Origin of the sequence: Dyella terrae, assembly GCF_004322705.1 — a bacterium.
In the GTDB taxonomy this organism is placed as follows: Bacteria; Pseudomonadota; Gammaproteobacteria; order Xanthomonadales; family Rhodanobacteraceae; genus Dyella_D; species Dyella_D terrae.
This window is the reverse complement of the sequence record NZ_SIZZ01000002.1, coordinates 226,754-249,895: the sequence shown is the minus strand read 5'-3', so window position 1 is coordinate 249,895 and position 23,142 is coordinate 226,754. Positions and strand designations below refer to the sequence as shown.

Below are 23,142 nucleotides of genomic sequence, written 5' to 3'. Positions count from 1 at the left end.
ACAGGGGCGCGTCAATGCCCCGGCCTCACTCGCCCTTGAGCCAGCGCGCGGCGTCAATGGCGTAGTACGTCAGGATCGCGTCAGCACCGGCCCGCTTGAAGGCCACCAGCGATTCGAGCACCACGGCTTTCTCGTTCAGCCAGCCATTCTGCGCGGCCGCCTTCAGCATCGCGTACTCGCCGCTCACCTGGTAGACGAAGGTTGGCATGCCGAAGGCGTCCTTCACGCGGCGAAGTACATCGAGATAAGGCATGCCGGGCTTCACCATGACGGCGTCTGCGCCTTCAGCAATGTCCAGCTCCACTTCGCGCAGGGCTTCGTCGCTGTTGCCCACGTCCATCTGGTAGGTGTGCTTGTCACCCTTGCCCAGGTTGGCGGCCGAACCGACGGCGTCGCGGAAGGGGCCGTAAAAACTGGAGGCGTACTTGGCCGAATAAGCCAGGATGCGGGTGTGGATGTGACCGGCCTCTTCGAGCGCGTCGCGGATGGCGCCGATGCGGCCGTCCATCATGTCCGACGGCGCCACGAAATCCATGCCCGCCTCGGCCTGGGCCAGCGACATCTTGATCAGCGCCTCGATGGTCGGCTCATTCATCACGTAGCCGTTCTCGTCGATCAGGCCGTCCTGGCCGTGGGTGGTGTACGGATCGAGCGCCACGTCGCCGATCAGGCCCAGCTGCGGATACTTGGCCTTGAGCGCACGGGTGGCACGCTGCATCAGGGCATCCGGATTCCAGGCTTCGCGCGCGTCCTCGGTCTTCACGCCGTTACCGGGCGAGGGGAACAGCGCCAGCGCCGGGATGCCCAGGCGCACGCACTCGCCCGCCAGATCCAGCAAGCCGTCGATCGACAGGCGCTCCACGCCCGGCATCGAGGGAACCGCCTCACGCTGGCCTTCGCCTTCGATCACGAAGGCCACCATGATCAGGTCGCTCGGCAGCAGGGTGTTTTCGCGCATCAGTGCGCGGGAGAAGGCGTCGCGGCGCATGCGGCGCATGCGGATGGCGGGGAAGCTCATGGCGGACTCTCGGGGTACGAATTCGCCCATTTTAGACCCTCGCGCCCTCTGCCTGCCGGATGGGGGCACTTTGCCGCGGCCGGAATCTCTCGAATGACAGCCTCAGGCGGGAAGCAGCACCCAGTTCCCGTCATCCAGCCGCTGGCGGCGCAATGACAGGCCGTAGACCGTCGACAACACCTCAGGATCCAGGGCATGGGCCGGGCTGCCGTGGCGCAGCAGACGGCCCTGGGACAGCACGGCGACATCGTCGGCATAGCGCAGGGCCAGGTTCAGGTCATGGAGCACGGCGATCACTCCAAAGCCACGCGTGGCCATCACGCGGGCGCGCTGGAGCACGAAATGCTGGTGGGCGATGTCCAGGCCAGCCTCAGGCTCGTCCAGCAACAACCAGGGATGGGCTTCCGGCGCATCCCACACCTGGGCCAGCACGCGAGCCAGCTGCACGCGCTGCTTTTCGCCGCCGGATAACTCCGGATAGGCCCGGCCGCGCAGATGCCAGGCGTGTGCCGCGCGCATCGCCGCGTCGACAATGTCGCGCTCGGCGCTGTCGCCGCCTGCGGACGCATGGGCGCTGCGGCCCAGATGCACCACTTCCTCGGCCAGGAACGAAAAGCCCAGCTGCACGTGCTGCGAGAGCATGGCCCGGCGTCGCGCCAGTGCATGCGTCGACCAGCGCTGCAAGGGCTGTCCGTCGAGCGTCACCGCACCCATCGAGGGCGCAAGCAGGCCCGCGAACAGGTTGATCAGGCTGCTCTTGCCCGCGCCGTTGGGCCCGATCAGGACCAGCACGCGACCCGGCCGCGCGCGCAGGCTCACATCCTGCAGAATGCGACGCCCGCCGCGCGTCAGGTGTATGCCACTGACCGCCAGTTCGCCGGCGTGTTCATGCGAGGCCAGCCAGTCGATCGCCACGTTCATGCACCTTCTCCTACGCGATGGCGCAACAACAGCCACAGGAAGAACGGCCCACCGATCAGCGCCGTCAGGACGCCGATAGGCAATTCCGCCGGCACCACGACGACGCGCGCCAGCGTGTCGGCCGCCACCAACAAGGCTGCACCGCCCAGCGCCGAAGCAGGCAGCAACAGACGGTGATCGGGCCCCCAGATCAGCCGAAGCACATGCGGCACGACCAGGCCCACGAAGCCGATGACGCCGGTCATGGCGACCGCCGCGCTGACCATCAACGCGACCAGCACCACCAGCAAGGGCTGCAATCGCCCGGGACGAAAGCCCATCAGCGTCGCTTCGTGCTCGCCCAGCAGCAACGCATTAAGCGCGCGCGCCAGTTGTGGCAGCACCAGCAGCGGCGCGAGGATCAACGGCGCCACCAGACCGATCTTCGACCAGTCACTGCCGCCGAGGCTGCCGAGCGTCCAGAAGGTGAGATCGCGCAACTGGTTTTCGCTGGCGAGGAACGTCAGCATGCCGACGCCGGCCATCGCCATCGCATTGATCGCCACGCCGGCCAGCAACAAGGTCGCCACGCCTTGCCGGCGTCGACCGATCGCGTAGACCAGCGCCGTGGCGGCCAGCCCGCCCACGAACGCCGCCGCGGCCACGCGATACGACGCGGATCCTTCCGGCAGCCATGCACCGAGACGATGCCCCAGCACGATCATCCCCACCGCACCCAGCGCCGCGCCGGCCGACACGCCGATCAGCCCGGGATCGGCGAGCGGGTTGCGAAACAGGCCCTGCATCGTCGTGCCACCGCAGGCAAGCGCGGCGCCCACCAGTACAGCCATGCCAACTCGCGGCAAGCGCAGCATCAGCACGACATGGTCCTCGCTGCTCAATGCATCACCCGCGATCCATCGTCCGATGGCACCCGTGACCTGGGCGATGGAGATGTCCATGGCGCCGCTGTTGAGCCCCCACAAGGACGTCAGCACCAGCAATCCGGTGAGCGCCACCAGCGCCAGTGATCGCGCCTGGCGAATCACCGGCGCTGGCATGACGGCCGAATTCACGGCGCGGCCCCGGCGAGCGTCTGCTGCAGTTCGACGGCCTCGGCGGCATTGCGCGGACCGAAGCCCAGCAAGGCCTGGCCGTCGATGAACAGGATGCGCTGGGCTTTGCCCGCAGGCGTCTGTGTGACACCGGGGAGTTTCAGTACACCCTCGACACCACCGACATCCGTCGCGCGTTCACGCATCAGCATGATCACGTCCGGCGCGAGCGCCACCATCGCTTCGGGCGAGACGGGTTTGTAGCCTTCGAAGCGGGCGGCAACATTGGTACCGCCGGTCAGCGCGATGACGCGATCGGCCGCCGTGTGCCTGCCTGCCGCCATCGGGCTTCCTGCGCCGGCGGACATCAGGAACACCACGCGCGGATGACGCTTCATCGACGCGACGCTGGCACCCAGCGACTGGTAGTGAGCGCTCATGCGCTGCGCCAGCGCCTCGGCCTGCGCCTTGCGATCCAGCAGCTCGCCGATGCGGCGAACCTTCGCGAGCGCATCGTCGGGGCTGCGCGACACCGGCAACATTTCCAGACGCGCACCAGCCTGCCGCAACTGCTCGATCACCGCCGCAGGGCCCGCGTCGTGCGTGGCAATGATCAACTGCGGATGCAGGGCGAGGATGCCTTCGGCGCTCAACTGCCGCACATAGCCGACATTGGGCAGTTTCTGCGCCGCTTCGGGCCACAGGCTCGTGCTGTCGACGCCAACCAGGCTTGATTCGGCGCCCAGTGCATAGATGGTTTCGGTGATGTCGCCGCCCAGCGCGACGACGCGAACCGGCGTTTCGGCAGCGGCGCGGAAACTGGTCAAGGCGACGATCGCAGCGATGCCGAGGAAAGCCATGCGCCGCAGAAGCGACAGACCCAGCTTAGCCATGATCCACCTCCGCTCGCGGAAGCGACGCCACCAGCACACGCCAGTCCTCGCGCTCCGGAATGCCCGGCTTGCGCTTGCCGAAGAACTGCACGATCTGTTGCCCCTTCGCGTCGTACAACTCCAGCGAGGTCACGGCGCCTTCCGGCGACGGCTTGCGCACGACCCAGCTCTGCACGATGTGGTCTTCGCGCAGATGCAGGTTGAAGTCAGGATCGAGAATGTTGAGCCATGGTCCCATGGGCTTGATGTGATGCACGGGCCCGGTGTGGATCTGCACCACGCCCGGCGAGCCGACGAACACCATGATCGGTAGTTCGCTGACCGAAGCCTGTTCGAGCATGACGCGCACGGCGCTGTTGTCGACACGATGTGCGAATTCATCGCCCACCAGGCGCAATGCCTGCGCACGCGTCACCTGCTGGCGCCGCAGCAGTGCAAAGAAATCGTGCGGATCGCGCATCGCCCGCCAGCCGTCCTGCAGGGCCGCGACATCAATCGCGTTGTCCTTGAGCACTTCCGGCAGCGGGTCGGCGACGGTCCGCGCTTCGAACAGCGGCGTCTGCACAGCCGCATTGAACTTCGCCACCAGCCGCGACCACGCCTCCGCGTCGGTCTGTTCGGTCTGGTAGATCTTGTGCACCGCGGTGCCATCGCTATCAAAGAACTGCAGGCTGTTGAGGACGCGACCGCGTGACTCCTCGCGCACCGCAAAGCCGTACTTCCAGTGCTTGAGGAAAATGCGCAGATCGATCGCTTCGTCCAGCACCACGCCCATCATCGGGCCGAGATCGACGTTGTTGAAGCTGCCCTTCTTCTCGTGCACACAGCTATCGTTGCGCGTCAGCACCATCACGTAGCCGACCGAGGGGAGGTCGCGGATCAGGTCCGCCCAAGGGCCTTCAAGCCGCACGACGCCCTCGCCGCAGCGACTGGCCACCACTTCGCCTTCGCTCACGCCAAGCTTCTCGGCAAGATCACGCGCGCGCAGGTTGGGCTCGGCTTGCTTCAGGGCCGCCCATGCATCGCGCAGCTGGGCTGGCGGAAGTTCCACGACGGAGGGATTCACGTTTTCGTTGAGCATGTTGTCTCCTCGCTCACAGAGCGATGCGTGCGGCGATGCTGAAAGTGCGACCGGGCATGGTGAGGCGATCGGCGGGAATGCCACCGGTGCCGGCATCGTTGGCGCCGTTGCCGGTAATCAGGTTGCCCAGCACGCCGCTATTGAGGTTGCCCCAGTCCCAGTACTTGCGGTCGGCGAGGTTGGTCACGCCGGCGTAGAGGGTGAGGTTCTTGACTGGCTCGTAGTGGCCGTACAGATCGATCGTGGCGTAGCCCGGCGGGCGGAAGGCCGTCGGCAGCGAAAGTTGCGTATGACGACGCACACCGGTGCCGACCAGCTCGGCGCCCCATTGCGTCGCGTCGTACGAAACGCCCAGCACCAGCTTGGCCGGATCGACCGTATTGAGCGGGCTGTAGCCATCACTGCCCGGTTCGATCAGTTTGCCGCTGGTGATCGACGCGCTGCCCTTGAGCTGCCATCCCTGCAAGGCATCGGCGAAGGTCTCCAGCCGCAACGCACCGCTGGCTTCGGCGCCCTTGATCACCGCGCGCGGCGCGTTGACCGCCTGGAAGAACATGTTGACGCGCGCGCCGGGCGCCATCTGATACGCCCAGTCTGGCACCTGCGCGGCAGGCAAGGCATAACCGGACCAGATGAAGTCGCGGTACTTGTTGTAGTACGCAGCGACGTTGAACCAGCCGGCCGTGCCGTGGCCGCGGAAGCCCAGCTCCAGGCCCTTGCTGGTTTCAGCCTTGAGGTTGTTGTTTGGCAGATACGCGATGTTGATGCTGGCGATCGGTTGTTCGTTCCACGCGCCGGCGATCTCGCTGTAAAGCGGCGGGCGGAATCCCTGCGCGTAGTTGCCGTACACGCTGTAGACGTCGTTGATGCGCCAGATCACGCCGAGCTTCGGCGAGGTATGCGTCTTCTCGTAGTTCTGCGCGACAAAGGTGGGGTTGTACTTCTGGTACAGCGCGTCGTTGTCCGGCTTGTACTCGTAGCGGTCCACGCGTACACCGGGCGTGATCTGCAAATGCGAGTCGAGCAGCGTGATCTCGTCTTCGGCAAAGACCGACCAGCGATCGGTGTCGCTCTTGGGGATCAGATGCATCGGATAGCGGCCCGGCATGTAGGGCGTGGTGGTGCCCGTGGCTCCTGTCGCCTTGCTCTGCCCATAGCCGCTGGCCCACGAATCAGCGGTGGTGCGCGAAAGCTCGACACCGTAGCTGATGGATTGGGCGACCGCGCTGTCGTCACCCAGCCGCTTCACTGCGACAAGCTTGCCGCCCATGACGCGTTCGCGCAGTGGCATGTTGTTGAAATTGCGGCGGTAGGCTGCCGTTTCGGTCTGCGTATCCGTGGTGCTGCGGGCGTTCTGCGCGTAGACGTTCCATTCCAGTGAACTGACGATCGGCGAGTCGATCGCGGTGTATTCCTGCCCGACGCTGCCGCGCACACGACGATTCTCGTCCTGCGAGTGGTAGTAACCCACCGCGCCGCCCATGGCGGACCAGCTGTTGGTTTTCGTCCGCAGCTGCGAGCCTTCGACGGTGACGCGATCCAGCCGTCCCTTCGCGGAGGTGTGCACGTATTTGGCCAGGAAACTGTCCAGGCCATAGGTCAACGGATCGGGACGCGTGCGCGCGGCGCCGTAGCCGCCGATGTCGCCCTTGTTGTCGGTCTCGTGGCCTTCGCGGTGGTTGAAGATAAAGACGATACCGTTCTGCGCGTTGCCACCCGCCAGCGTCGCCGCGGAGCTCAAGCTGCGGTCGGTGGTGTCGTATTGCTCTTTCAGCGAGAGATAAACGTGGCGGCCATCGGTGAGGTAATCGACCGGATCCTTCGTGCGCAAGCTCACCATGCCACCCAGCGAATCGGACGGATAAATGGCCGACGCCGGACCGCGTACGATCTCCACCTGACGCACGGTGTCGAGATCCACGAAGTTGCGGCCCGCACGGAAGCTGCCGCCACCGACGCCCGCACCAAACGACGAAGGCATGCTCACGCCGTCGATTTCGATACGCGTGCGGTTACCCGACAGTCCACGGATATTGAAGCTGTCCAGACCAAAGCGACCGGCCGTACCGATCACCGACACACCCGGCTCATAGCGCACGAGGTCGCGGATATTGCTCACCAGATGCTCGTCCATCTGCTGACGGCTGATCTGCGTGACCGTGCCGGGCGTGTTGAGCTGCAGCGACGAGCTGATCGCCGTCACCTGCACTTTCGGCAGTTCGGTGGTGTTCTCGGCAGTGGCGGCGCTGTCGTCGGCGCGCACCGGCGCGACCAGGACGGCGAAAATCACCGCGGCAAGCGGTGTAAGGCGAAACATGGACATGGTGTTCCTTTGCCAGGCGTGTTTGCACACGGCGTTGCTGGCAAAGGCAGGCGTTGCGCCTGCGGCTGGCGGCCGGTTCGTTATCGGGGGTGTGAGCTCTTAGATGAGAATGACTCGCATTCGAATAAATTGCAAGCAGCGTGAGACAAGAGCGGAGGGTCGCCCCTTCGGGGCTGTAAACGGTGAACGGTAAGAGCGGGGGCCGCTCTGGCTCTTACCGTTTACTGTTCACCGTTAACAGCGCGCAACGCGCGCGACTTCACCCGATACGCTGCCCGGAGGCTGCATCGAAGAAGTGGAGCTTCTCGGGCGCGAACCCGAACGTCATCGATGCACCCGGCAACGGCAGCGAACGGGGCGCAACGCGCGAAACCAGCTCCGTCGTGCCGTGGCGCAGATTGAGAAAGACTTCATTGCCCACAGGCTCGATGACTTCGAGTTGGGCTGAAAGCGAACCGTGGTCGGAAGGTTGCAGATCTTCCGGGCGCACGCCCACGACCACTTCCTTGTCCAGCCAGTTCGCCAGCGCGCTCGTCGGTGGGAGTTCGCCCAGGGCCACGGTGCTTTCGGGCGTTTCCAGACGCCCGTCAGCGCGCAGCGTGCCGCGAAACAAGTTCATCGCCGGGCTGCCCAGGAAACCGGCGACGAAGAGATTGGCCGGTTTGTCGTAGAGGTTCATGGGCGTGTCGATCTGCTGGATCACGCCGCCGTTGAGCACCACGATGCGCTGGCCCAGTGTCATCGCCTCGATCTGGTCGTGGGTGACGTAGACCATCGTTGCGCCGAGTTTGCGGTGGATGCGCGCGATCTCCACGCGCATGGACAGCCGTAGTTTGGCGTCGAGGTTGGAGAGCGGCTCGTCGAGCAGGAACACCGATGGATTGCGCACGAGCGCGCGACCGAGCGCGACACGCTGGCGCTGACCGCCCGACAACGCCGCCGGGCGTGAATCCAGGCGCTGCTCCAGTTCAAGCATGCGCGCCGCGTCCGCCACGCGCCGGTCCACTTCCGACGTCGGCGTGCCGCGCAGGCGCAGGCCAAAGCCAAGATTCTCTGCGACGGTCATATGCGGATAAAGCGCGTAGTTCTGGAACACCATGGCGATATCCCGATCCTTGGGCGCCACGTCATTGACCACCCGATCGCCAATGCTAAGCGTGCCGCCGCTGATGGATTCCAGGCCGGCGATCATGCGCAGCAGCGTGGTCTTGCCGCAGCCGGAGGGCCCTACCAGGACCAGCAGCTCGCCGTCGGCGATGTCGAAACTGGCGTCCGCCACGCCGACATGGCCGTTGGGATACACCTTGCGCAGCTTGTCCAGACGCACTTGGGCCATGCCTGATCCTCTCCCGTGGCCGAGTCATCGGACCACACTGACAGCCGACGAGCCAGCCCGGAAACCGGGGCAAACCCTGACCCGCCGGTCGGACTGCACAAGCGGGGAACATTCGGATATTCTCCAATGTAAACGTTTACATCAAGCCGCGATGCGGCATCGAGGGCTCTCCCCATGACCCAGACCTACCGTTTCCCCGATGGCTTCCTCTGGGGCGCCGCGACCTCCGCCTACCAGATCGAGGGCTCCCCGCTGGCTGACGGCGCCGGCCCCAGCATCTGGGAACGCTTCGCGCATACGCCGGGAATGATGGTGGGCGGGGATACCGGCGACGTCGCTTGCGACCACTACCGTCGCTACAAGGACGACGTCCAGCTGATGAAGGCGCTGGGCCTGCAGGGCTATCGCTTCAGCATCGCCTGGGCGCGCGTGCTGCCCGAGGGCACCGGCCGGGTGAACCAGAAGGGCCTGGATTTCTACAAGCGCCTGGTCGACGAGCTGCTCGAGCAGGGCATCGCACCCAACGCCACCCTGTTTCACTGGGATCTTCCGGCGGCGCTGGACGACCGCGGCGGCTGGCTCAACCGCGACATCGCGCACTGGTTCGCTGAATACGCCGAAGTGATGTTCAAGGCGCTGGACGGACGCGTGCAGCGCTGGTCCACGCTCAATGAGCCCTGGGTGGTGACTGACGGCGGATACCTGCACGGCGCGCTCGCGCCCGGACATCGCAGCAAATACGAAGCGCCGATCGCCGCGCATAACCTGATGCGCGCCAGCGGCGCCGGCATCCAGGCTTACCGCGCGCATGGCAAGCATGAGATCGGCGTCGTCTTCAATATCGAGCCGAAGTATCCGCATTCGCAAAGCGAGCAGGACCTTGCCGCCACGCGTCGGGCGCACGCCTACATGAACGAGCAATTCGCCGACCCGGCCCTGCTGGGCAGCTATCCGCCGGAGCTGAAGGAGATCTTCGGCGATGCCTGGCCGGAATTCCCGGCCGACGACTTCAAGTTGACTCAGCAGAAGGTCGACTTCGTCGGCATCAACTACTACACGCGCGCCGTCGTGAAACACGATGAAAATCAGTATCCGCTGAAGGCGTCGCCCGTGCGCCAACCGAACAAGACCTACACGGAAACGGGCTGGGAAGTGTTCGAGCAGGGCCTGACCGACACGCTGACCTGGTTCAAGGACCGCTACGGCGATATCCCGCTCTACATCACCGAAAACGGCTCGGCCTTCTACGATCCGCCGGTGGCCGAAGCAGCCGTACTCGACGACCCGCTGCGCACCAACTACCTGCGCAAACACCTCAAGGCCGTACACGACGCCATTCAGGCCGGTGTCGATGTGCGCGGCTACTACGCCTGGTCGCTGATGGACAACCTCGAGTGGTCACTGGGTTTCTCCAAGCGATTCGGCCTGTACCACGTGGACTTTGCTACCCAGAAACGTACGCCCAAAGCCACCGCCAGGTTCTACACGCAGGTCATCGAGAGCCACGGCACGGCTCTTGATGACTAAGCAAAGCCTTAGACATCACGAACATTCGGAACAGTAGGGTCCCGCAGTTCCTGAATTCGTTTGCAGCCTGTCATCCTTCGGTCGTCTACTGACGTACACTCAGACGTTTCCCCACCCGCCGCCAAGCGCGGCGGACAACAGGGACCGACCCCAGGCCCACGCCACGTGGCGGTGCGACCTGACCCGTTGCCAGGATTGTTCATGAGATCTACCGCCAACGCCGCCATCACGCTGCTCGCTGACCTGGGCGGCACCAACGTTCGCTTCGCTCTCGCCGATCCCACCCGCCCCACGCCGCTGCTGCTCGACAGCGTGCGCCGTTACCGCGTGAAAGATTTCCCGTCGCTGGCTGAGACCATCCGCCAGTACTTCGCGGACACGGGCAACCATGCGACGCGCGCCGTGATTGCAGCGGCCGGCCGTATTGCCGATGGCGAAACGGTGAAGGTCACCAACAATCCCTGGGCGGTGTCGGCGCATGGCCTGCAGGCCGAGTTGAAACTCGACTCCGTGCGACTGGTTAACGATTTCGCCGCGCAGGGCATGGCCGTGCCGTTGCTGCGGCACGACCAGCTTGAAGCCGTCGGTCCGCAAGCGTTGCCGCATCTCGGTGCCCATCACACGCAGACTTTCGTGGTGATGGGCCCGGGCACGGGCCTGGGCGTTGCAGGTCTGCTGCTGCGTGAGGGCCGCTGGACAGTGCTCGAAACCGAAGGCGGCCATGCCGGCTTTGCCGCGCACACGGCGGAAGACGTCGAAATCCTGCATCGCCTCAACGCGCGCTTTGGTCGCGTCTCCAACGAACGCATGATCTGCGGCAATGGCCTGGTGAACCTTTACCTCGCCCTCGCCGACATCCACGGTTTGCCCGCCGAGGACTACACGCCGGAAGACATCACCGACCGCGCCAACGCCGGGACCGATGCCCTGTGCATTCGCACGGTCGAAACGCTGGCCGGCATCTTCGGCAGCGTCGCCGGTGACCTGGTGCTGAGCCTGGGCGGCTGGGAAGGCGTGTTCCTCACCGGCGGCGTGCTGCCCATCCTGCTTCCGTGGCTCAAGCACGGCGGCTTCCGTTCGCGCTTCGAAGCGAAGGGTCGTTTCCAGGAAACGATGGTGCAGGTGCCGACGATCGCCATGACGCATCCGGAGCCGGGCCTGCTTGGCGCAGCGGCATTCGCGGTGCTTGAGAGCGGCCTGCCACTGGTACCCGCTGGCGAGTGAGTTCGCCCGCTGCGCGGGCTGTAAACGGTGAACGGTAAGGGCGACCTGCATGTTTGCCCGTGCTTGCCTTGCACCGTTTACTGTTCACCGTTCACCGCGTGCACCAGCACGCGACCTCACGTCCCGCGCGGCTTCGCCCGGTGCGTCGCCACCGCCGTCCACGGATCATCTGGCCATGGATGCCGTGGATATCGCCCCTTCAGTTCCTTCTTCACTTCCGGATACGTGCGTTCCCAGAAGCCCTTGAGGTCCTGGGTCACCTGGATGGGGCGTCCCGCCGGTGACAGCAGATGCAAGGTCACCGGAATGCGTCCGCCACCCACGCGTGGCGTGTCGGCCAGGCCGAATAACTCCTGCAACTTGACCGCCAAGACGGGCGGTTCGCCGGGCGCGTACTCGATGCGGCGCGTCATGCCGCTGGGCACGGTCATGCTCTCCGGCGCCTGTTCGTCCAGCGCACGACGCTGGTCGTAATCGACCATGGAGGCCAGCGCCTGCGACAGGTCGTCGACGCCGATCGCGTCGATGCGCCGCTTGCCCGTGAGATACGGACCAAGCCAGGCCTCCAGCGAAGCCAGCAAGGCTTCGTCGGACACGTCCGGCAATCCGAGCTCGGGCATCCACGCGCGCAAGGCCTGCATGCGCGTACGCAACCGGCGGGCGTTTTCACTCCAGGGCAAGGCATCGATGCCCTTGTCGCGAATCGCCGACAACAGCGCGGGCAAGGCATCCTCGGGCTGTGGCGGCACACTGCGACGCGCGATCACGATCGCGGCGAAGCGCTGCTCATCGAAGGCTTCGACGACGTTGCGGTCATCGTTCCAGCGCACGGTGCGCTCGCGTCGGAACAGCGTGCTGAAGTCACGCTCGAGTGCACGCACGTCCAATGGTGCTGCCGCGAGAATCAGGCTGTCGCGCGCGTCGAAGCGCAAGTCCAGAGCCACCAGCCAGGGCTCGCCCAGCAAGGCCGTCTGCTCGTGCAATCGCGCGCCGCGGCCATTGGCCAGGGTGTAGCGCAACGGATGGTTGTCGTCGCGACGCGCGACGCGATCCGGAAACGCGTGCATCAACAGGTCGCCCACGGCGTGACTGTCCGGCACGCCACTGGCGGGTGAACGGACGTCCAGACGCTTTCGCCATCCCTTGCTCGCCTGCTCGATCGCCGCCAGTGCGCCGGCATCGGCGCCACCTCGCGCACCCGCCGCATGGCGATCGCGCCAGGCGTGCAACGCCAGCAGGCGTTCGCGGAAGTCGTCGCTACGGGCACGCTCGCCCCGCAAGGGTGAACGCGCATCCATCAGGGCGAGAAGATCGGCGACCAGGGCCTGCAGTTCCGGCGGCGCGCGCAATGCTGCCGCACCAAGCCTCGGCGTGGCGCCCAGCTCAAGCATGCGGCGTCCCAGCGCGGTGATGCCACCGAGCGCATCGAGGGCGCCAAGCATGACCAGCAATGCGCGGGCCTGCGCCAGAGCGCCGACGGGCGGCGCATCCAGCCACGGCAGATCCGCACTGCCCCAGGACGCCAGCTCCAGCGCGAGTCCAGATAGTTCGGCCTGCGCAATCTCCGCCGTGCGCGCCACATCGAGGCGCTTGCTCTGCGGCCACAGGCGATACGCGGTGCCTTCGGCGACACGACCTGCACGGCCCGCGCGCTGGTCAGCCGACGCCTGCGAAATGGTCACCGTTTCGAGCCGCGTGAATCCCGAACTCGGATCGAAGCGCGGTTCGCGTGCCAGGCCGCTGTCGACCACGGCGCGAATGCCCGGCAAGGTCACGCTCGACTCCGCCACGTTGGTGGCAAGCACGATGCGACGCATGCCGGGTTCGGCCGGACTCAGTGCGGCCTGCTGCTCGGCCAGCGACAGCTCGCCATGCAGCACGACCACATCCACGTCGTCGCGATCGAGTGACTGCGTCAGCACGGCTTCGGCACGCGCTATTTCGCGTCGGCCGGGCAGGAACGCAAGCACGTCGCCGTCGTTTTCCTGCAGCGCCTGCCGCGTGACGCGGGCAAGATGATGTTCAACGGATTCCTGCGCGCGTGCCGGCGGATAGTCCATCCGCACGGGAAAGCTGCGGCCAGGACTTGTGATGCGCGGCGCGCCCAGCCACTGCGCGATGCGCTCGCCGTCCAGCGTCGCCGACATCACCACGATGCGCAGCTGGGGTCGAAGCGTCGACTGCACGTCCAGCGCCAGCGCCGCGCCAAGGTCGGCCGCCAGATGACGTTCGTGGAACTCGTCGAACAGGATCGCACCGTAAGCGCCGAGCTCCGGATCGTCCTGGATCATGCGCGTGAGGATGCCTTCGGTGACGACCTCGATTCGCGTCGCGGCCGTGATCTTCGACTCAAAGCGGATGCGATAACCGACCGTCTGGCCCAGCTCCTCGCCACGTTGTTTCGACATGAACTGCGCGGCCGCACGCGCGGCGATGCGGCGCGGCTCCAGCATGAGTATCTTGCGCCCGCCCAGCCAGCTTTCATCCAGCAGCGCCAGCGGCACCTGCGTGGTCTTGCCGGCACCAGGCGGCGCCTCGAGCACCAGGCGCGGGTGCGCGGCGAGCGATGCCCGAATACCGGGAAGGATGGCCGCGATGGGAAAAACAGGGGTACTCATCGCCGGCATGATACCGGCGAGGAACGCCCGCCGGTGTCGGGGGCGTTCCTCGTAGGTCGCTTAGTGGGTGACCGGCGCGGTGACAGCTGGCGTCGTGCCCACTGGCACCGCGTGCAGCGGCGCAAGCGATTCGAACTTGAGCTGGTACTCGTCCGTTACCTGCTTGGCCTCTTCGCCATTGGTGATCACCTTCGGGGTGATCAGCACGATCAGTTCCGTGCGTGCCTTGCCGCGGCTCGTGGTGCCGAACAAGCGACCGAAAATGGGCACGTGGTTCAGGCCCGGCACGCCGGTGTCGGTGTTGTCTTCGTTCTGCTGGATGAGGCCGCCCAACAACACCGTCTGACCGCTTTGCACCGCCACCTGCGTCGCCATGGATCGCTGGGAGATCGTGGGATTAGTGGCACCGGCTGGCGTCGTGGGTGAGCTCACCTGCTGCTGGACGTTCAGGTACACGAGGCCACCCGGATTCACGCGCGGCTGCACGCTCAGGATCACGCCCGTGTTGAGGTAATTGACCTGGTTATACGTCGCCGTCCCCACGCCCGGGTTCACGCTGGTCTGGTTGATCGGCACCTGGTCGCCCACTTGGATCTGCGCAGTCTGGTTGTTGAGCACGACCAGCGATGGCGCGGACAGGGTCTTGGTATTGCCGTTGGTCTCCATGGCGTGCACGGCGACCTGCAGATTCTTGTTGATGAACGAGTAGAAGAACGAATCGGTGCCCGGCCTGAACGTGGCGCCACCGCCGCCAATCGCCCACTGCTGCTGGTTGCCCGGCTGGCCCGGCGTGTAACCGCCATTGCCATCCGGCGAACCACCGATCAGGCCTTCGAGGTACCACTGCACGCCAAACTGGAACTGCCCGGTGAGTTTCACTTCGAGGATGCGCGTTTCGATCTGCACCTGCAGCGGCGTGTTGTCGAGGCGGCGGATGGCCGATTCGATTTCCTCCCACTGCGAAGGACGCGCACGCACGAGCAGCTGGTTGTTCGAATCGACCGAGCTGATGCGCACGCTGCCGTCTTCGGAAACGTACTGCTGTCCACCCGACTGTCCGCCGCCGTTATTCGGCGACGCGCCAAATGGCGAGCCGATGCTGGTGCCGGAAGAGCCAAAGCCGCTGTTGTTGTTGCCAAAGCCCGCGCCGGCATTAAGCCCCGGCATGCTGCCGTTGGTGCCGACCAGGCCGCCATTGGTGTTGCTGCCGAAACTGCCGGCCGTGCTGCCCATGCCGCTGGCCGAACCCATGGCGTTATCGGCACTGCCAAGCGTCCCCGACGACAGGCCCGGGCCCACCTTCGCGCCACCGCCGCCGCCGTTACCGGCGTTGTTGGTATAGATCTGCGCAAGGTACTGGGCGAGATCCGAGGCCTTGATGTTGCGCACGTCATAGACAAACAACTGCGGGTCGTTGCCACCACCGTTGTCGATCTTCGTGATCCAGCCACCGATCTCACGCAGGTAGTCGGACTGCGTGGTGATGACGACCAGGGCGTTGGTGCGCTCGATCGGAATGAAGCGGAACATGCCCGCCAGCGGCGTATCGCCCTTTGCGCCGAACATGCCGTCGAGCTTGGGCATCAGGTCGGCCACATTTGCGTGCTGCAGGTTGAATACACCCACCGACATGCCACGCAACCAGTCGACGTCGAAGGTGGTGATCGTGCGCTGGTAGTTTTCCAGCTCCTGCGGCGTGCCCGACAAGACGATCAGATTGCGCGAGGGATCAACCAGCAGAACGGAATCAGCGCGCGCGAACGGCTTCACCAGCTTCTGCATCTCGTTCGCCGAGATGAAGCGCAGCGGAAAAAGGCGCGCCTGCAGGCCCGCGCGCGGCGCCATGGCGCCGAGGCTCGGCACGATCCCGCCGGATACGGCGTCCTTGGACGGCAACACGGTGTAGGTGCCATTGCGCAGCACCAGCGCGTTGCCCGTCCACGACAGCAGCGTTTCGAGAATCGGCAACGCCTGCGTCGAATCGACCGGCTGCGAGGTGGAGAACGAAATATTGCCCTGCACGCCTGGCGTGATGACGTAGTTCTGCTTGAGCAGGTCGCCAAGGATGGCTTTCACCACGGCCTGCACCGGCTGGTTCTCGAAGTTGAAGGTCACCGCGCCTTCACCGGCAGCCTGCGGCTTCGGCGTCGCCAGTGCGCTGGGACGGATGAAGGTGCCGGTGCCGGCGTTGATCTGCGACGGGATGACCGTTTCCGGCGGCGGCGGCTGTCCGGTATTGATCGGATGCGGCTTCGGGGCCGGCTTCTCGGTGCCCGCCATCGCTTCGCGCTGGAGCATGCCGTCATCCGGTGGCTTGGGCAGCGCCTGGCAGCCGGCTAATCCGAGGGCCACCGCCAGGCTACTGAGTCGAAGAGCGGACGTAAGGAATGGGCGGGACATAAATCAATGTGCTCCTTCTGGTGTGCCGGCAGCTTGCTCGGCACGGCGCTTCTGGATGGCGGCCTTGAGTTGTCGAATACGGTCGGCTTGCAGCGATTCGTCGCTTTGCGGCGGGCGTGGCGCGTTGCTATCGGGCGACGGAGCCGCCGATGTCGCACGCGCGGTACCGTCACCGCCGGCCTGGAATGTCATGTGATTGCCGGTGCCCGGCGCCACGCGCTGCATGGCGCCTGCCGGCAAGCCCAGTGCAGGGACGCTGGCCGAAGCCTGGGTCGCGGCAACCTGCTTGGGGGCATCGATCGGTGCGCCGGCGGGCAGCTCCAGCTCGGTGCGACCGCTGCCGGATTCGAACACCGCTGCGCGCGGCTTCAGTTCGACCAGTTTCCAGCTGCCATCGGGCAGGGTCTCACCTTCACGAACACGAATGTCGCTGTCGCCACCCTTGGCGTGCAGCAACGCCATGCGCAGGCCCGGCGTCATGATGATGCCGGTCAACTGCATGTCACCGAGATTGGCGCCGCCCTTGGCCGCGCGCGTCACCGGCTTGCGATCGGGATTGAACAGGGGCTGCTGCCAGACCGCGGCGAACTGCGCCAGGGGCACGGGTACCGGGAGGTTGCCGGCGCGCGCATCGGGCAGTTCAGCGGGGGTCCTGGGGCTGTCCCAGTGCACGCCACGTCCCACGCCGGCCATGAGGACGAGGCACACCACGGCAAGCCCAATGACCGTCCCGGCAAGGACGGGCGTCAGGCGACGCTGGCCGGCGGCGTTCACGAGTCGTCTCCCGGCGTCGCGACGGGTGCATTCGCCGCACCTGCCGCCTTGGTCTGGCGGATATAGCCACTCAGCGTGAACTGCACTTCGAGCGGCAGCGCGTTGTTTTGCTGCGCCGCCACCGGGTTGCGGTAGATGCTCATGTCATCGATGAACAGATAAGGCGAGCCCTGCTCCAGCTGCTGCAGCGCGCCGGCCAGCGGCTGCACGTCGCAACGCAGGCTGATGCTCACGGCCACTTTGCGATACGGCTCGTTGGCCGCGGCGGTCGGATTGGGAACGGGCATTTTCTGGGTGACATCGCAGCTACCGCCTTCCGGATGCGCCGCGACCACATCGACCACGCGCTGCATCAGGCCAGCTGCGGCAGCACTGGGATTGTCTTCCGGCAGGAAAGCCTGGCTGGCCGCCTGGCCCTGCCCCAGCATGGCGATGCGCTTCTGCAGTTCCGGTTTCTCGGCGATGGCGGCGGCGAAGCGCGACTGCGTATCGCGCAAATCGGCCATCTGCGAACGGATGTCCAGCAACGGCGACACGAACCAACCGTGCAGCAAGACGAAGTAGCCGGCGATCAACACCACCAGCAACAGGAGGATGGCGGCGATACGGCTGTCGCGCGGGCTCATGATGGGCATCTTCATGGCGCACCCCGCGCGCTTGCGGCCGGGGCCGGCTCGACCCTGCCCGCATCAGGTTTGCGCATGCGTGCCACCAAATAGAAGCGCTCCTTGCCCGTCGACGGATCCGCCTGGATCGTGCCCTGGAAGTTCACGTCGGTAATCACCTGGGATCCCTTCAGCGCATCGACCAGGCGCGCGGCCTGGGGACTTTGCCCCTGGAAGCCGATCTGGCCGGTGTTGTCGATGCTCAGGCGTTCAAGCCATGCGCTTGTTGGCAGTCGCTCGCTGATGTCTTTCATGACGGCCAGCGCCGACACGGTGTTTCGCTTGCGCGCGGCAAGGAAGCCCGCCGCACCGGCGTTGTCCTGCAATTGCTGGCGCAAGGCTGCCACCTGCTGCGCTTCACCGCGCAGGGTTTCCACCTGGCTCTGCATTTGCGCCAGCACTTCGCGGCGATTGTGCAGCCACTGCGCCAGCACCAGCCCCACGAGCAGGACACAGGCAGTGGCCAGGATGAGATTGATGCGGCGACGCGGGTTGGCGCGACGCGGCGCAAGTTCGGGGGGCAACAGATTGGTGCCGTGGCGGGTAACACCATCGGCGACATCCACCGCATCGACGGCGATGCCCAGGTGCTCCAGGCGCGCCAGCAGCGGATCGAGCACAGCGCGCGTCACCACGACCAGTTCGGCCATCAGGCGGCCGCCACTGGGTGGAAAATCGAGTTCGCGGATGTCGTAGCGCACCTGGTCGATGCGGAACGGCGTCTGGCGATCCATTTCAAAGGCGCCCACGCGATGCAGCGTGTCGCGCGCGGCCATCGGCAGGCTCAGCGAACGACGCAGCACCATGCCGGCGGGCAGGCACAGGGCCAGGCGCAGGTCTTCGCGATCAACGCCGCGCAAGGCGTCGTTCAATGCGACCTGCTGGACGGTGGCGTCCCCCTCGTCACTCCACCGGGCCAGCACCTCGGCGTGGCCGGAGCGACGCACCTGCCATCCGCCGGGCGTCGGCTCGATCAGGAACCAGATGGCGCCCGACTGCAGGGCGTGGCGCCAGCGATCGGGCAGCATGGCCGCCAGCTCCTGCCCCCACCATCCAAGGAATCGCGGCAATGGCGAGGCACGCCAGGCACGGCGCAGGCGCTCGAACTGCGGTTGCAGCGCGTTCGTCTTATTCACTCCCCTTCACCCTCCCGCCAGCGCAGCACGGCGTATGGCTGTGCTCCGGACCTGGCTCCCTGCAACCGCACCGTGGCACGCAAGATCGAGCGCGTTCCATCCGGCAGGGTCGCCTCTGAGTAAATACTATGCGTCACTCCCCGACCGCCGCCTAGGGTGGCGTTTACACCTTGCTGAGCCCTTGCCGCCAGCAGGGTCTGCGCCTGGGCCGGCGTCATGCCCGGCACGGCCATCAGCGCCAGGGGCGGTGCGAACGTTGGTTCGGGCGCGTTGCGGCCCGACCACAGCGTCACCTGCGAGGCGATCTTCTGGTAGATCGCCGGCTCCATGCCCAACACCATCTGCAACTCCTCCACGCTGGCAAAAGGCCCATGTCGCGGCTTGTAATCTCGTCCGGCCATGCCGTAGGCGCCCGTCTGGCTACCGGGAAGGACGCCGAAACTGCGCCACTCCACCACCCGGTTGGCCAGCTCGCTGGCCTGGCCGTCCGGCACGCCGGCAGCGCGGAACAAGCCGCCAAGGACATCCGGCGACGCGCTGTTGATGTCAACTTTCCCGCTTTCATCGACCACGCGCAGCGTCACCCGGGCGTCTTCGTACGTGAAGGTGTAATCGCGCCCGTCCGGCATCCAGCGCGTAGCCGGCGACGGATCCTGCAAAGCGTAGATCGCCCGCATCACGCCCGCCTCCGCGGCGTAATGCGCGCGGGCCTGCGAAAACTGATAGCGCGCCTGCAAGCCCTCCGTGCGCGCGAGCGCGGCATAACTACCCAGCAGGATCGCGAGCAGCGTGCATGCCCAAAGCACCACAAGCAGCGCGACACCGCGCTGGGGGCGACATGCCATGGCTGGCGCGTTCGTCATTGCACCACCGGACGATTGAGGCCCTGCAACAATCCCTGGCCCTGGCCGAACGCCGCGGTCGGGTCCACGCGCAGGGGGGCATCGAGGCGCGGCCAGTCGTAGTGTCCGCGCAAGCTGAGTTCGACGCGCACGATGCTGGGCAGCAGTCGCTGGTCGTCCCAGTGCCCGGACCAGCTGCCGCGCTGCTGGAACGTGTCGGGCGTGCGATAGCTGAAATGGCCTTCGCGAATGCCGTCCATCAGGATTTCCGGCTCGCCCAGTGCCTGTGGCGGGCTGCCATCCGGTGGAATCAGCGCGAAACGTGCCTCGAGGCGCTGGAATCCCTTGCCGTCCGACACCAGTTTCCATTCCTGCAACTGCGGACCGAGCTTGCCCAGATAGCCGGGCAACGGCGCGACGAAACGCATGGTCGTCGCATCGCCGGCAAAGTAGAGATTTTCGCCGCGGTCGTTGCGCCCCTGCGGCACGGCCTGGACCTGCTGCAATTCCTGTCGCATGAACTGCTGCGCCGAACGCAACTGATCCAGTTCGCCGATCACTTGCGTGCCACTGGTGACGCTGTGCGTGGCCGTGCGAATACCCGAGTACACGCCCAGCAACAACAGCGCCAGCAACACCAGCGCGCCGAGGACTTCGAGCAAGGAAAACCCCCGCACGCGCGCCTTCACGGCGCACCCCGCACACCCGGGCTGTTCGATGCGGGCTGCACGAAGCGCAACGTGCTGAAATGCGCGGAGCGTTCGCGATGCGGCGCGCCCCAGCGGACATCCAGATCGAGCTTCACCATCTGCAATGGCGACGGCATGCCCGGATCGACATCGGCGGGACGCCACGGCGCGACAACGAGGTGCCAGCGATACTGATCGTCGAAGCGACCGTCGCTCTGGCCGGGCGTCAGGTCGGTGCCGACGTCGGCCGTGTCGAGCAAGGTGCGCGCCCACATAGAAGCGCGGGTGTAATCGGCAGCGTTCTGCGACAGGCTCATCGAACCGCCCGCCACCTGCATCAGTGCGGTGAACGCGATGGCCAGCAGGAAGATCGCCGCGACGACTTCCAGCAGGCTGAAGCCGCGCGCGGGTCGCAGGGACGGCATGGTCATCATGTCGCGACCACGGACACGGCACCCGTCAGCCACGACACGTTCACCAGCCACTGCCGACGTTCGCGTTGCAACGTGATGTGGCCACCGGTGGAACTGCCATCGGGAAAGAACCGGATGCGACCCGTGGTCGCGTTGGGCTGGTCTTCCTTCGCGCTGGTGATGCTCAGTTTCATGCCTTGCGGCAGTCGCACGTCGCGCTTGTCGGCACCACGATAAACGTGGTGCACCGTATCCACTTCGAACACCTGCGCCTGGCCGCTGACGATGGCGCGCGCACGCGTCGCACGCAGCGCCGCCGCCATTTCGCCGCTGGCGGCGTTGACGCGCGCACTGGCAAGGCCCTGCGTAACCGACACCGACACGGCGGCCGCCGCAATGCCGATCAGCAGGATCACCACCAGGATTTCGAGCAACGTGAAGCCGCGCACGCTGCGACGCGCACGCATGGGACGGCGCGACGCGCGAACACGAAGCGATACACCCGACAAGGGTGCCTCGCCCGAATGGCCCATGTCTGCCGTCAGGAACATGCTTACTGCCAGTTGCCCACGTCGGCGCTATAGCCTTCGCCGCCGGGCTGGCCATCCTGGCCGTAGAAGATCAGGTCGAAGCTGCCATGGTCACCGGGCGCCTTGTAGCCGAACGGATGGCCCCACGGATCCTTCAGGTCGGATTCCTTGGCGTACGGACCCTGCCAGTTCCGTGCCGTGGCGGGCTTGGTGACGAGGTCTTCCAACTGGGGTGGCGGCGCGCCGTTGTCGAGGGCGTAGTTCTCGATCTTCTGGCCCAGCGTGGTCAGCTGCGCCTTGCCGGCGCCGTACTTGCCCTTGTCGACGTTCTTGCCGACCTGCGTGACCACCACCGCACCGATGATGCCAATCAGCACGATCACCGCCAGCATTTCCAGCAGGGTGAAGCCGCGAACGGCGGTGCCGCGAATCTGCCTGTTCTGCATGTATGTACCTCGTGTCATCGATGGGGAGTGGGGGGCGGCGACAAGGGCCGGGCCCTATTGGATATTGCTGGTGAGGCTGAGCAGGGGCAGCAGGATGGCGGCCATGATGATGGCCACCAGCACCGTCATCACGATGGTCAGCGCCGGCACCAGGGCGGCGAGCAGGCGATCGATGGCGCGCCGGCTTTCCAGCTCGAACGTATCGGCCACCTTGAGCAGCATCGTGTCCAACTGGCCGGCCTCCTCGCCCACCTGCACCATTTGCAGGGCCAACCGCGGAAAGCGCTGCGATTGCGCCAGCGCAAGGCTCAGACCCGAGCCACCCTTCACTTGTTCCGCAGCCTGCTCCAGCGCCTGGTCCAGCGCGCGGTTGGAGGTGACCTGGCGCGCAATGGTGAGCGCCGACAGCAGCGGCACGCCGTTCTTCACGAGGGTGCCGAGAGTTCTTGCGATGCGGGCTGTTTCTACCTTGAGCATGAGCGGGCCGGCCACGCGCACCTGGAGCAGCCTCGCGTGCCAGGCCAGGCGGGCTTCCGGGTCACGCAGCCGCGCGCGCCAGAGCGCCGCGCCACCGACGACGACGATCAGAATCAGCCACCACCACGATTGCAGCAGCTGCCCCAGCGCCAGCACGACCTGGGTGATCCACGGCACCGGCACCTGCATGTCTTCGAAGATCGGCACGAACTGCGGCACGACGTAAGCGAGCAGAAGCACCAGCGAACCGAGCACGCCGACCATCAGGAAAGCCGGGTAGATCAGCGCATTGATGATGCTCCCGCGCAATTGCTGGGAGCGCTCCAGGTATTCGGCCAGGCGCCTGAGGGTTTCTTCCAGCGAGCCACCCGCTTCGCCCGCACGTACCAGGCTGATGTACAGCTTGGGAAATACCCCGTGTTCTTCATCGAAGGCCTGCGACAAGGGCACACCGCCGCGCACGCGGTCGCGCACGCGCTCGACCATGCGCCTGGCGTGCTCGGCTTCGGGCAGATCCATCAGGATGCCCAGCGCGCGATCCAGCGGCTGGCCGGCCCCCAGCAAGGTGGCCAGCTGGTGCGTGAATTGGGCGAGCTGGTCGCCGGTGAACGGGCCGCGCTTGAACCACCCTGCGATGCCCATGGCGCTGCCCACTTCCGTCGCCGGGCGCGCCTCCAGCGGCGTATGCCCCTGGTCCTGCAGGCGTGCGATGACCTCGTCGATGGTCGACGCTTCCATATCGCCCTGCACGATGTCGCCGGAATCGGTGACGGCGCGGTAGTGGAATTGGGTCAT

20 protein-coding genes are annotated in these 23,142 nt (G+C 65.9%); 2 read left to right on the top strand and 18 right to left on the bottom strand.

The window, feature by feature from the left end:
- Window positions 1-25 precede the first annotated feature (25 nt).
- The 7 genes from hemB to EYV96_RS12010 all read right to left on the bottom strand — a co-directional run bounded on the left by hemB (window position 26) and on the right by EYV96_RS12010 (window position 8,606).
- Window positions 26-1,018, bottom strand: a complete 993-nt coding sequence (hemB, locus tag EYV96_RS12040) for a porphobilinogen synthase (protein ID WP_131151802.1) — start codon at window positions 1,016-1,018, stop codon at window positions 26-28.
- Window positions 1,019-1,120: 102 nt separating this feature from the next.
- Window positions 1,121-1,939 (bottom strand): heme ABC transporter ATP-binding protein, encoded by an 819-nt coding sequence (locus EYV96_RS12035; RefSeq protein ID WP_131151801.1) that lies wholly within the window; start codon window positions 1,937-1,939, stop codon window positions 1,121-1,123.
- A complete protein-coding gene (locus tag EYV96_RS12030; RefSeq protein WP_240732485.1) occupies window positions 1,936-2,994 on the bottom strand; it encodes a FecCD family ABC transporter permease in 1,059 nt (352 codons plus the stop codon). The genes EYV96_RS12035 and EYV96_RS12030 overlap by 4 nt, the downstream gene beginning before the upstream one ends.
- The gene (locus tag EYV96_RS12025; RefSeq protein ID WP_131151800.1) at window positions 2,991-3,866 is read right to left on the bottom strand and encodes a heme/hemin ABC transporter substrate-binding protein; all 876 of its coding nucleotides are present in this window, start codon (window positions 3,864-3,866) and stop codon (window positions 2,991-2,993) included. The genes EYV96_RS12030 and EYV96_RS12025 overlap by 4 nt, the downstream gene beginning before the upstream one ends.
- Window positions 3,859-4,947: a hemin-degrading factor gene (locus EYV96_RS12020; protein ID WP_131151799.1), complete on the bottom strand. Its 1,089-nt coding sequence runs from the start codon at window positions 4,945-4,947 to the stop codon at window positions 3,859-3,861. Before EYV96_RS12020 ends, EYV96_RS12025 begins: the two co-directional genes overlap by 8 nt.
- Before the next feature lie 13 nt (window positions 4,948-4,960).
- Window positions 4,961-7,270 (bottom strand): TonB-dependent hemoglobin/transferrin/lactoferrin family receptor, encoded by a 2,310-nt coding sequence (locus EYV96_RS12015; RefSeq protein WP_131151798.1) that lies wholly within the window; start codon window positions 7,268-7,270, stop codon window positions 4,961-4,963.
- Window positions 7,271-7,529: 259 nt separating this feature from the next.
- Window positions 7,530-8,606: an ABC transporter ATP-binding protein gene (locus tag EYV96_RS12010; RefSeq protein ID WP_131151797.1), complete on the bottom strand. Its 1,077-nt coding sequence runs from the start codon at window positions 8,604-8,606 to the stop codon at window positions 7,530-7,532.
- Window positions 8,607-8,780: 174 nt separating this feature from the next.
- On the opposite strand from EYV96_RS12010, the gene EYV96_RS12005 reads away from it, so the two are divergent.
- Together EYV96_RS12005 and glk are read left to right on the top strand one after the other, a co-directional pair.
- Entirely contained in the window at window positions 8,781-10,133 is a 1,353-nt protein-coding gene (locus EYV96_RS12005; RefSeq protein ID WP_131151796.1) for a GH1 family beta-glucosidase, read from the top strand.
- A gap of 201 nt (window positions 10,134-10,334) precedes the next feature.
- A complete protein-coding gene (gene glk, locus EYV96_RS12000) occupies window positions 10,335-11,357 on the top strand; it encodes a glucokinase (RefSeq protein ID WP_131151795.1) in 1,023 nt (340 codons plus the stop codon).
- 116 nt (window positions 11,358-11,473) lie between these two features.
- On the opposite strand, the gene hrpB is transcribed toward glk, so the two are convergent.
- The 11 genes from hrpB to gspF all read right to left on the bottom strand — a co-directional run bounded on the left by hrpB (window position 11,474) and on the right by gspF (window position 23,142).
- Window positions 11,474-13,975 (bottom strand): ATP-dependent helicase HrpB, encoded by a 2,502-nt coding sequence (gene hrpB / locus EYV96_RS11995; RefSeq protein WP_131151794.1) that lies wholly within the window; start codon window positions 13,973-13,975, stop codon window positions 11,474-11,476.
- Between the two features lie 60 nt (window positions 13,976-14,035).
- Window positions 14,036-16,375 (bottom strand): type II secretion system secretin GspD, encoded by a 2,340-nt coding sequence (gspD, locus tag EYV96_RS11990; RefSeq protein ID WP_131151793.1) that lies wholly within the window; start codon window positions 16,373-16,375, stop codon window positions 14,036-14,038.
- Window positions 16,376-16,378: 3 nt separating this feature from the next.
- The gene (locus tag EYV96_RS11985) at window positions 16,379-17,149 is read right to left on the bottom strand and encodes a general secretion pathway protein GspN (RefSeq protein ID WP_131151792.1); all 771 of its coding nucleotides are present in this window, start codon (window positions 17,147-17,149) and stop codon (window positions 16,379-16,381) included.
- Complete coding sequence (gene gspM, locus EYV96_RS11980; RefSeq protein WP_131151791.1) at window positions 17,146-17,790, bottom strand: type II secretion system protein GspM; 645 nt, start codon at window positions 17,788-17,790, stop codon at window positions 17,146-17,148. The genes EYV96_RS11985 and gspM overlap by 4 nt, the downstream gene beginning before the upstream one ends.
- On the bottom strand, window positions 17,787-18,950 hold the full coding sequence (locus EYV96_RS11975; protein WP_240732483.1) for a PilN domain-containing protein: 1,164 nt from the start codon (window positions 18,948-18,950) through the stop codon (window positions 17,787-17,789). The genes gspM and EYV96_RS11975 overlap by 4 nt, the downstream gene beginning before the upstream one ends.
- Window positions 18,947-19,795, bottom strand: a complete 849-nt coding sequence (locus EYV96_RS11970) for a type II secretion system minor pseudopilin (protein WP_240732482.1) — start codon at window positions 19,793-19,795, stop codon at window positions 18,947-18,949. The genes EYV96_RS11975 and EYV96_RS11970 overlap by 4 nt, the downstream gene beginning before the upstream one ends.
- 14 nt (window positions 19,796-19,809) lie before the next feature.
- On the bottom strand, window positions 19,810-20,469 hold the full coding sequence (locus EYV96_RS11965) for a prepilin-type N-terminal cleavage/methylation domain-containing protein (RefSeq protein ID WP_131151789.1): 660 nt from the start codon (window positions 20,467-20,469) through the stop codon (window positions 19,810-19,812).
- A gap of 8 nt (window positions 20,470-20,477) precedes the next feature.
- Window positions 20,478-20,906, bottom strand: a complete 429-nt coding sequence (locus tag EYV96_RS11960; RefSeq protein ID WP_131151788.1) for a type IV pilus modification PilV family protein — start codon at window positions 20,904-20,906, stop codon at window positions 20,478-20,480.
- A gap of 5 nt (window positions 20,907-20,911) precedes the next feature.
- Window positions 20,912-21,361, bottom strand: a complete 450-nt coding sequence (locus EYV96_RS11955) for a GspH/FimT family pseudopilin (RefSeq protein WP_131152435.1) — start codon at window positions 21,359-21,361, stop codon at window positions 20,912-20,914.
- An 86-nt stretch (window positions 21,362-21,447) separates the two neighbouring features.
- Window positions 21,448-21,870 carry a type II secretion system major pseudopilin GspG gene (gene gspG, locus EYV96_RS11950; protein WP_131151787.1) on the bottom strand — a complete coding sequence of 141 codons (423 nt, stop codon included), beginning with the start codon at window positions 21,868-21,870 and terminating at the stop codon, window positions 21,448-21,450.
- Window positions 21,871-21,924: 54 nt separating this feature from the next.
- The gene (gene gspF, locus EYV96_RS11945) at window positions 21,925-23,142 is read right to left on the bottom strand and encodes a type II secretion system inner membrane protein GspF (protein ID WP_131151786.1); all 1,218 of its coding nucleotides are present in this window, start codon (window positions 23,140-23,142) and stop codon (window positions 21,925-21,927) included.

What these genes read in the sequence shown, in the direction of transcription:
- gspF (WP_131151786.1), bottom strand. Translation starts at nt 23,142, where the DNA reads ATGACCCAATTCCACTACCGCGCCGTCACCGATTCCGGCGACATCGTG.
- EYV96_RS12025 (WP_131151800.1), bottom strand. Translation starts at nt 3,866, where the DNA reads ATGGCTAAGCTGGGTCTGTCGCTTCTGCGGCGCATGGCTTTCCTCGGC.
- gspG (WP_131151787.1), bottom strand. Translation starts at nt 21,870, where the DNA reads ATGCAGAACAGGCAGATTCGCGGCACCGCCGTTCGCGGCTTCACCCTG.
- EYV96_RS11960 (WP_131151788.1), bottom strand. Translation starts at nt 20,906, where the DNA reads ATGCCGTCCCTGCGACCCGCGCGCGGCTTCAGCCTGCTGGAAGTCGTC.
- EYV96_RS12010 (WP_131151797.1), bottom strand. Translation starts at nt 8,606, where the DNA reads ATGGCCCAAGTGCGTCTGGACAAGCTGCGCAAGGTGTATCCCAACGGC.
- EYV96_RS12015 (WP_131151798.1), bottom strand. Translation starts at nt 7,270, where the DNA reads ATGTCCATGTTTCGCCTTACACCGCTTGCCGCGGTGATTTTCGCCGTC.
- EYV96_RS11970 (WP_240732482.1), bottom strand. Translation starts at nt 19,795, where the DNA reads ATGGCATGTCGCCCCCAGCGCGGTGTCGCGCTGCTTGTGGTGCTTTGG.
- hemB (WP_131151802.1), bottom strand. Translation starts at nt 1,018, where the DNA reads ATGAGCTTCCCCGCCATCCGCATGCGCCGCATGCGCCGCGACGCCTTC.
- EYV96_RS12035 (WP_131151801.1), bottom strand. Translation starts at nt 1,939, where the DNA reads ATGAACGTGGCGATCGACTGGCTGGCCTCGCATGAACACGCCGGCGAA.
- glk (WP_131151795.1), top strand. Translation starts at nt 10,335, where the DNA reads ATGAGATCTACCGCCAACGCCGCCATCACGCTGCTCGCTGACCTGGGC.
- EYV96_RS11955 (WP_131152435.1), bottom strand. Translation starts at nt 21,361, where the DNA reads ATGCGTGCGCGTCGCAGCGTGCGCGGCTTCACGTTGCTCGAAATCCTG.
- EYV96_RS12005 (WP_131151796.1), top strand. Translation starts at nt 8,781, where the DNA reads ATGACCCAGACCTACCGTTTCCCCGATGGCTTCCTCTGGGGCGCCGCG.
- gspD (WP_131151793.1), bottom strand. Translation starts at nt 16,375, where the DNA reads ATGTCCCGCCCATTCCTTACGTCCGCTCTTCGACTCAGTAGCCTGGCG.
- hrpB (WP_131151794.1), bottom strand. Translation starts at nt 13,975, where the DNA reads ATGAGTACCCCTGTTTTTCCCATCGCGGCCATCCTTCCCGGTATTCGG.
- gspM (WP_131151791.1), bottom strand. Translation starts at nt 17,790, where the DNA reads ATGAAGATGCCCATCATGAGCCCGCGCGACAGCCGTATCGCCGCCATC.
- EYV96_RS12020 (WP_131151799.1), bottom strand. Translation starts at nt 4,947, where the DNA reads ATGCTCAACGAAAACGTGAATCCCTCCGTCGTGGAACTTCCGCCAGCC.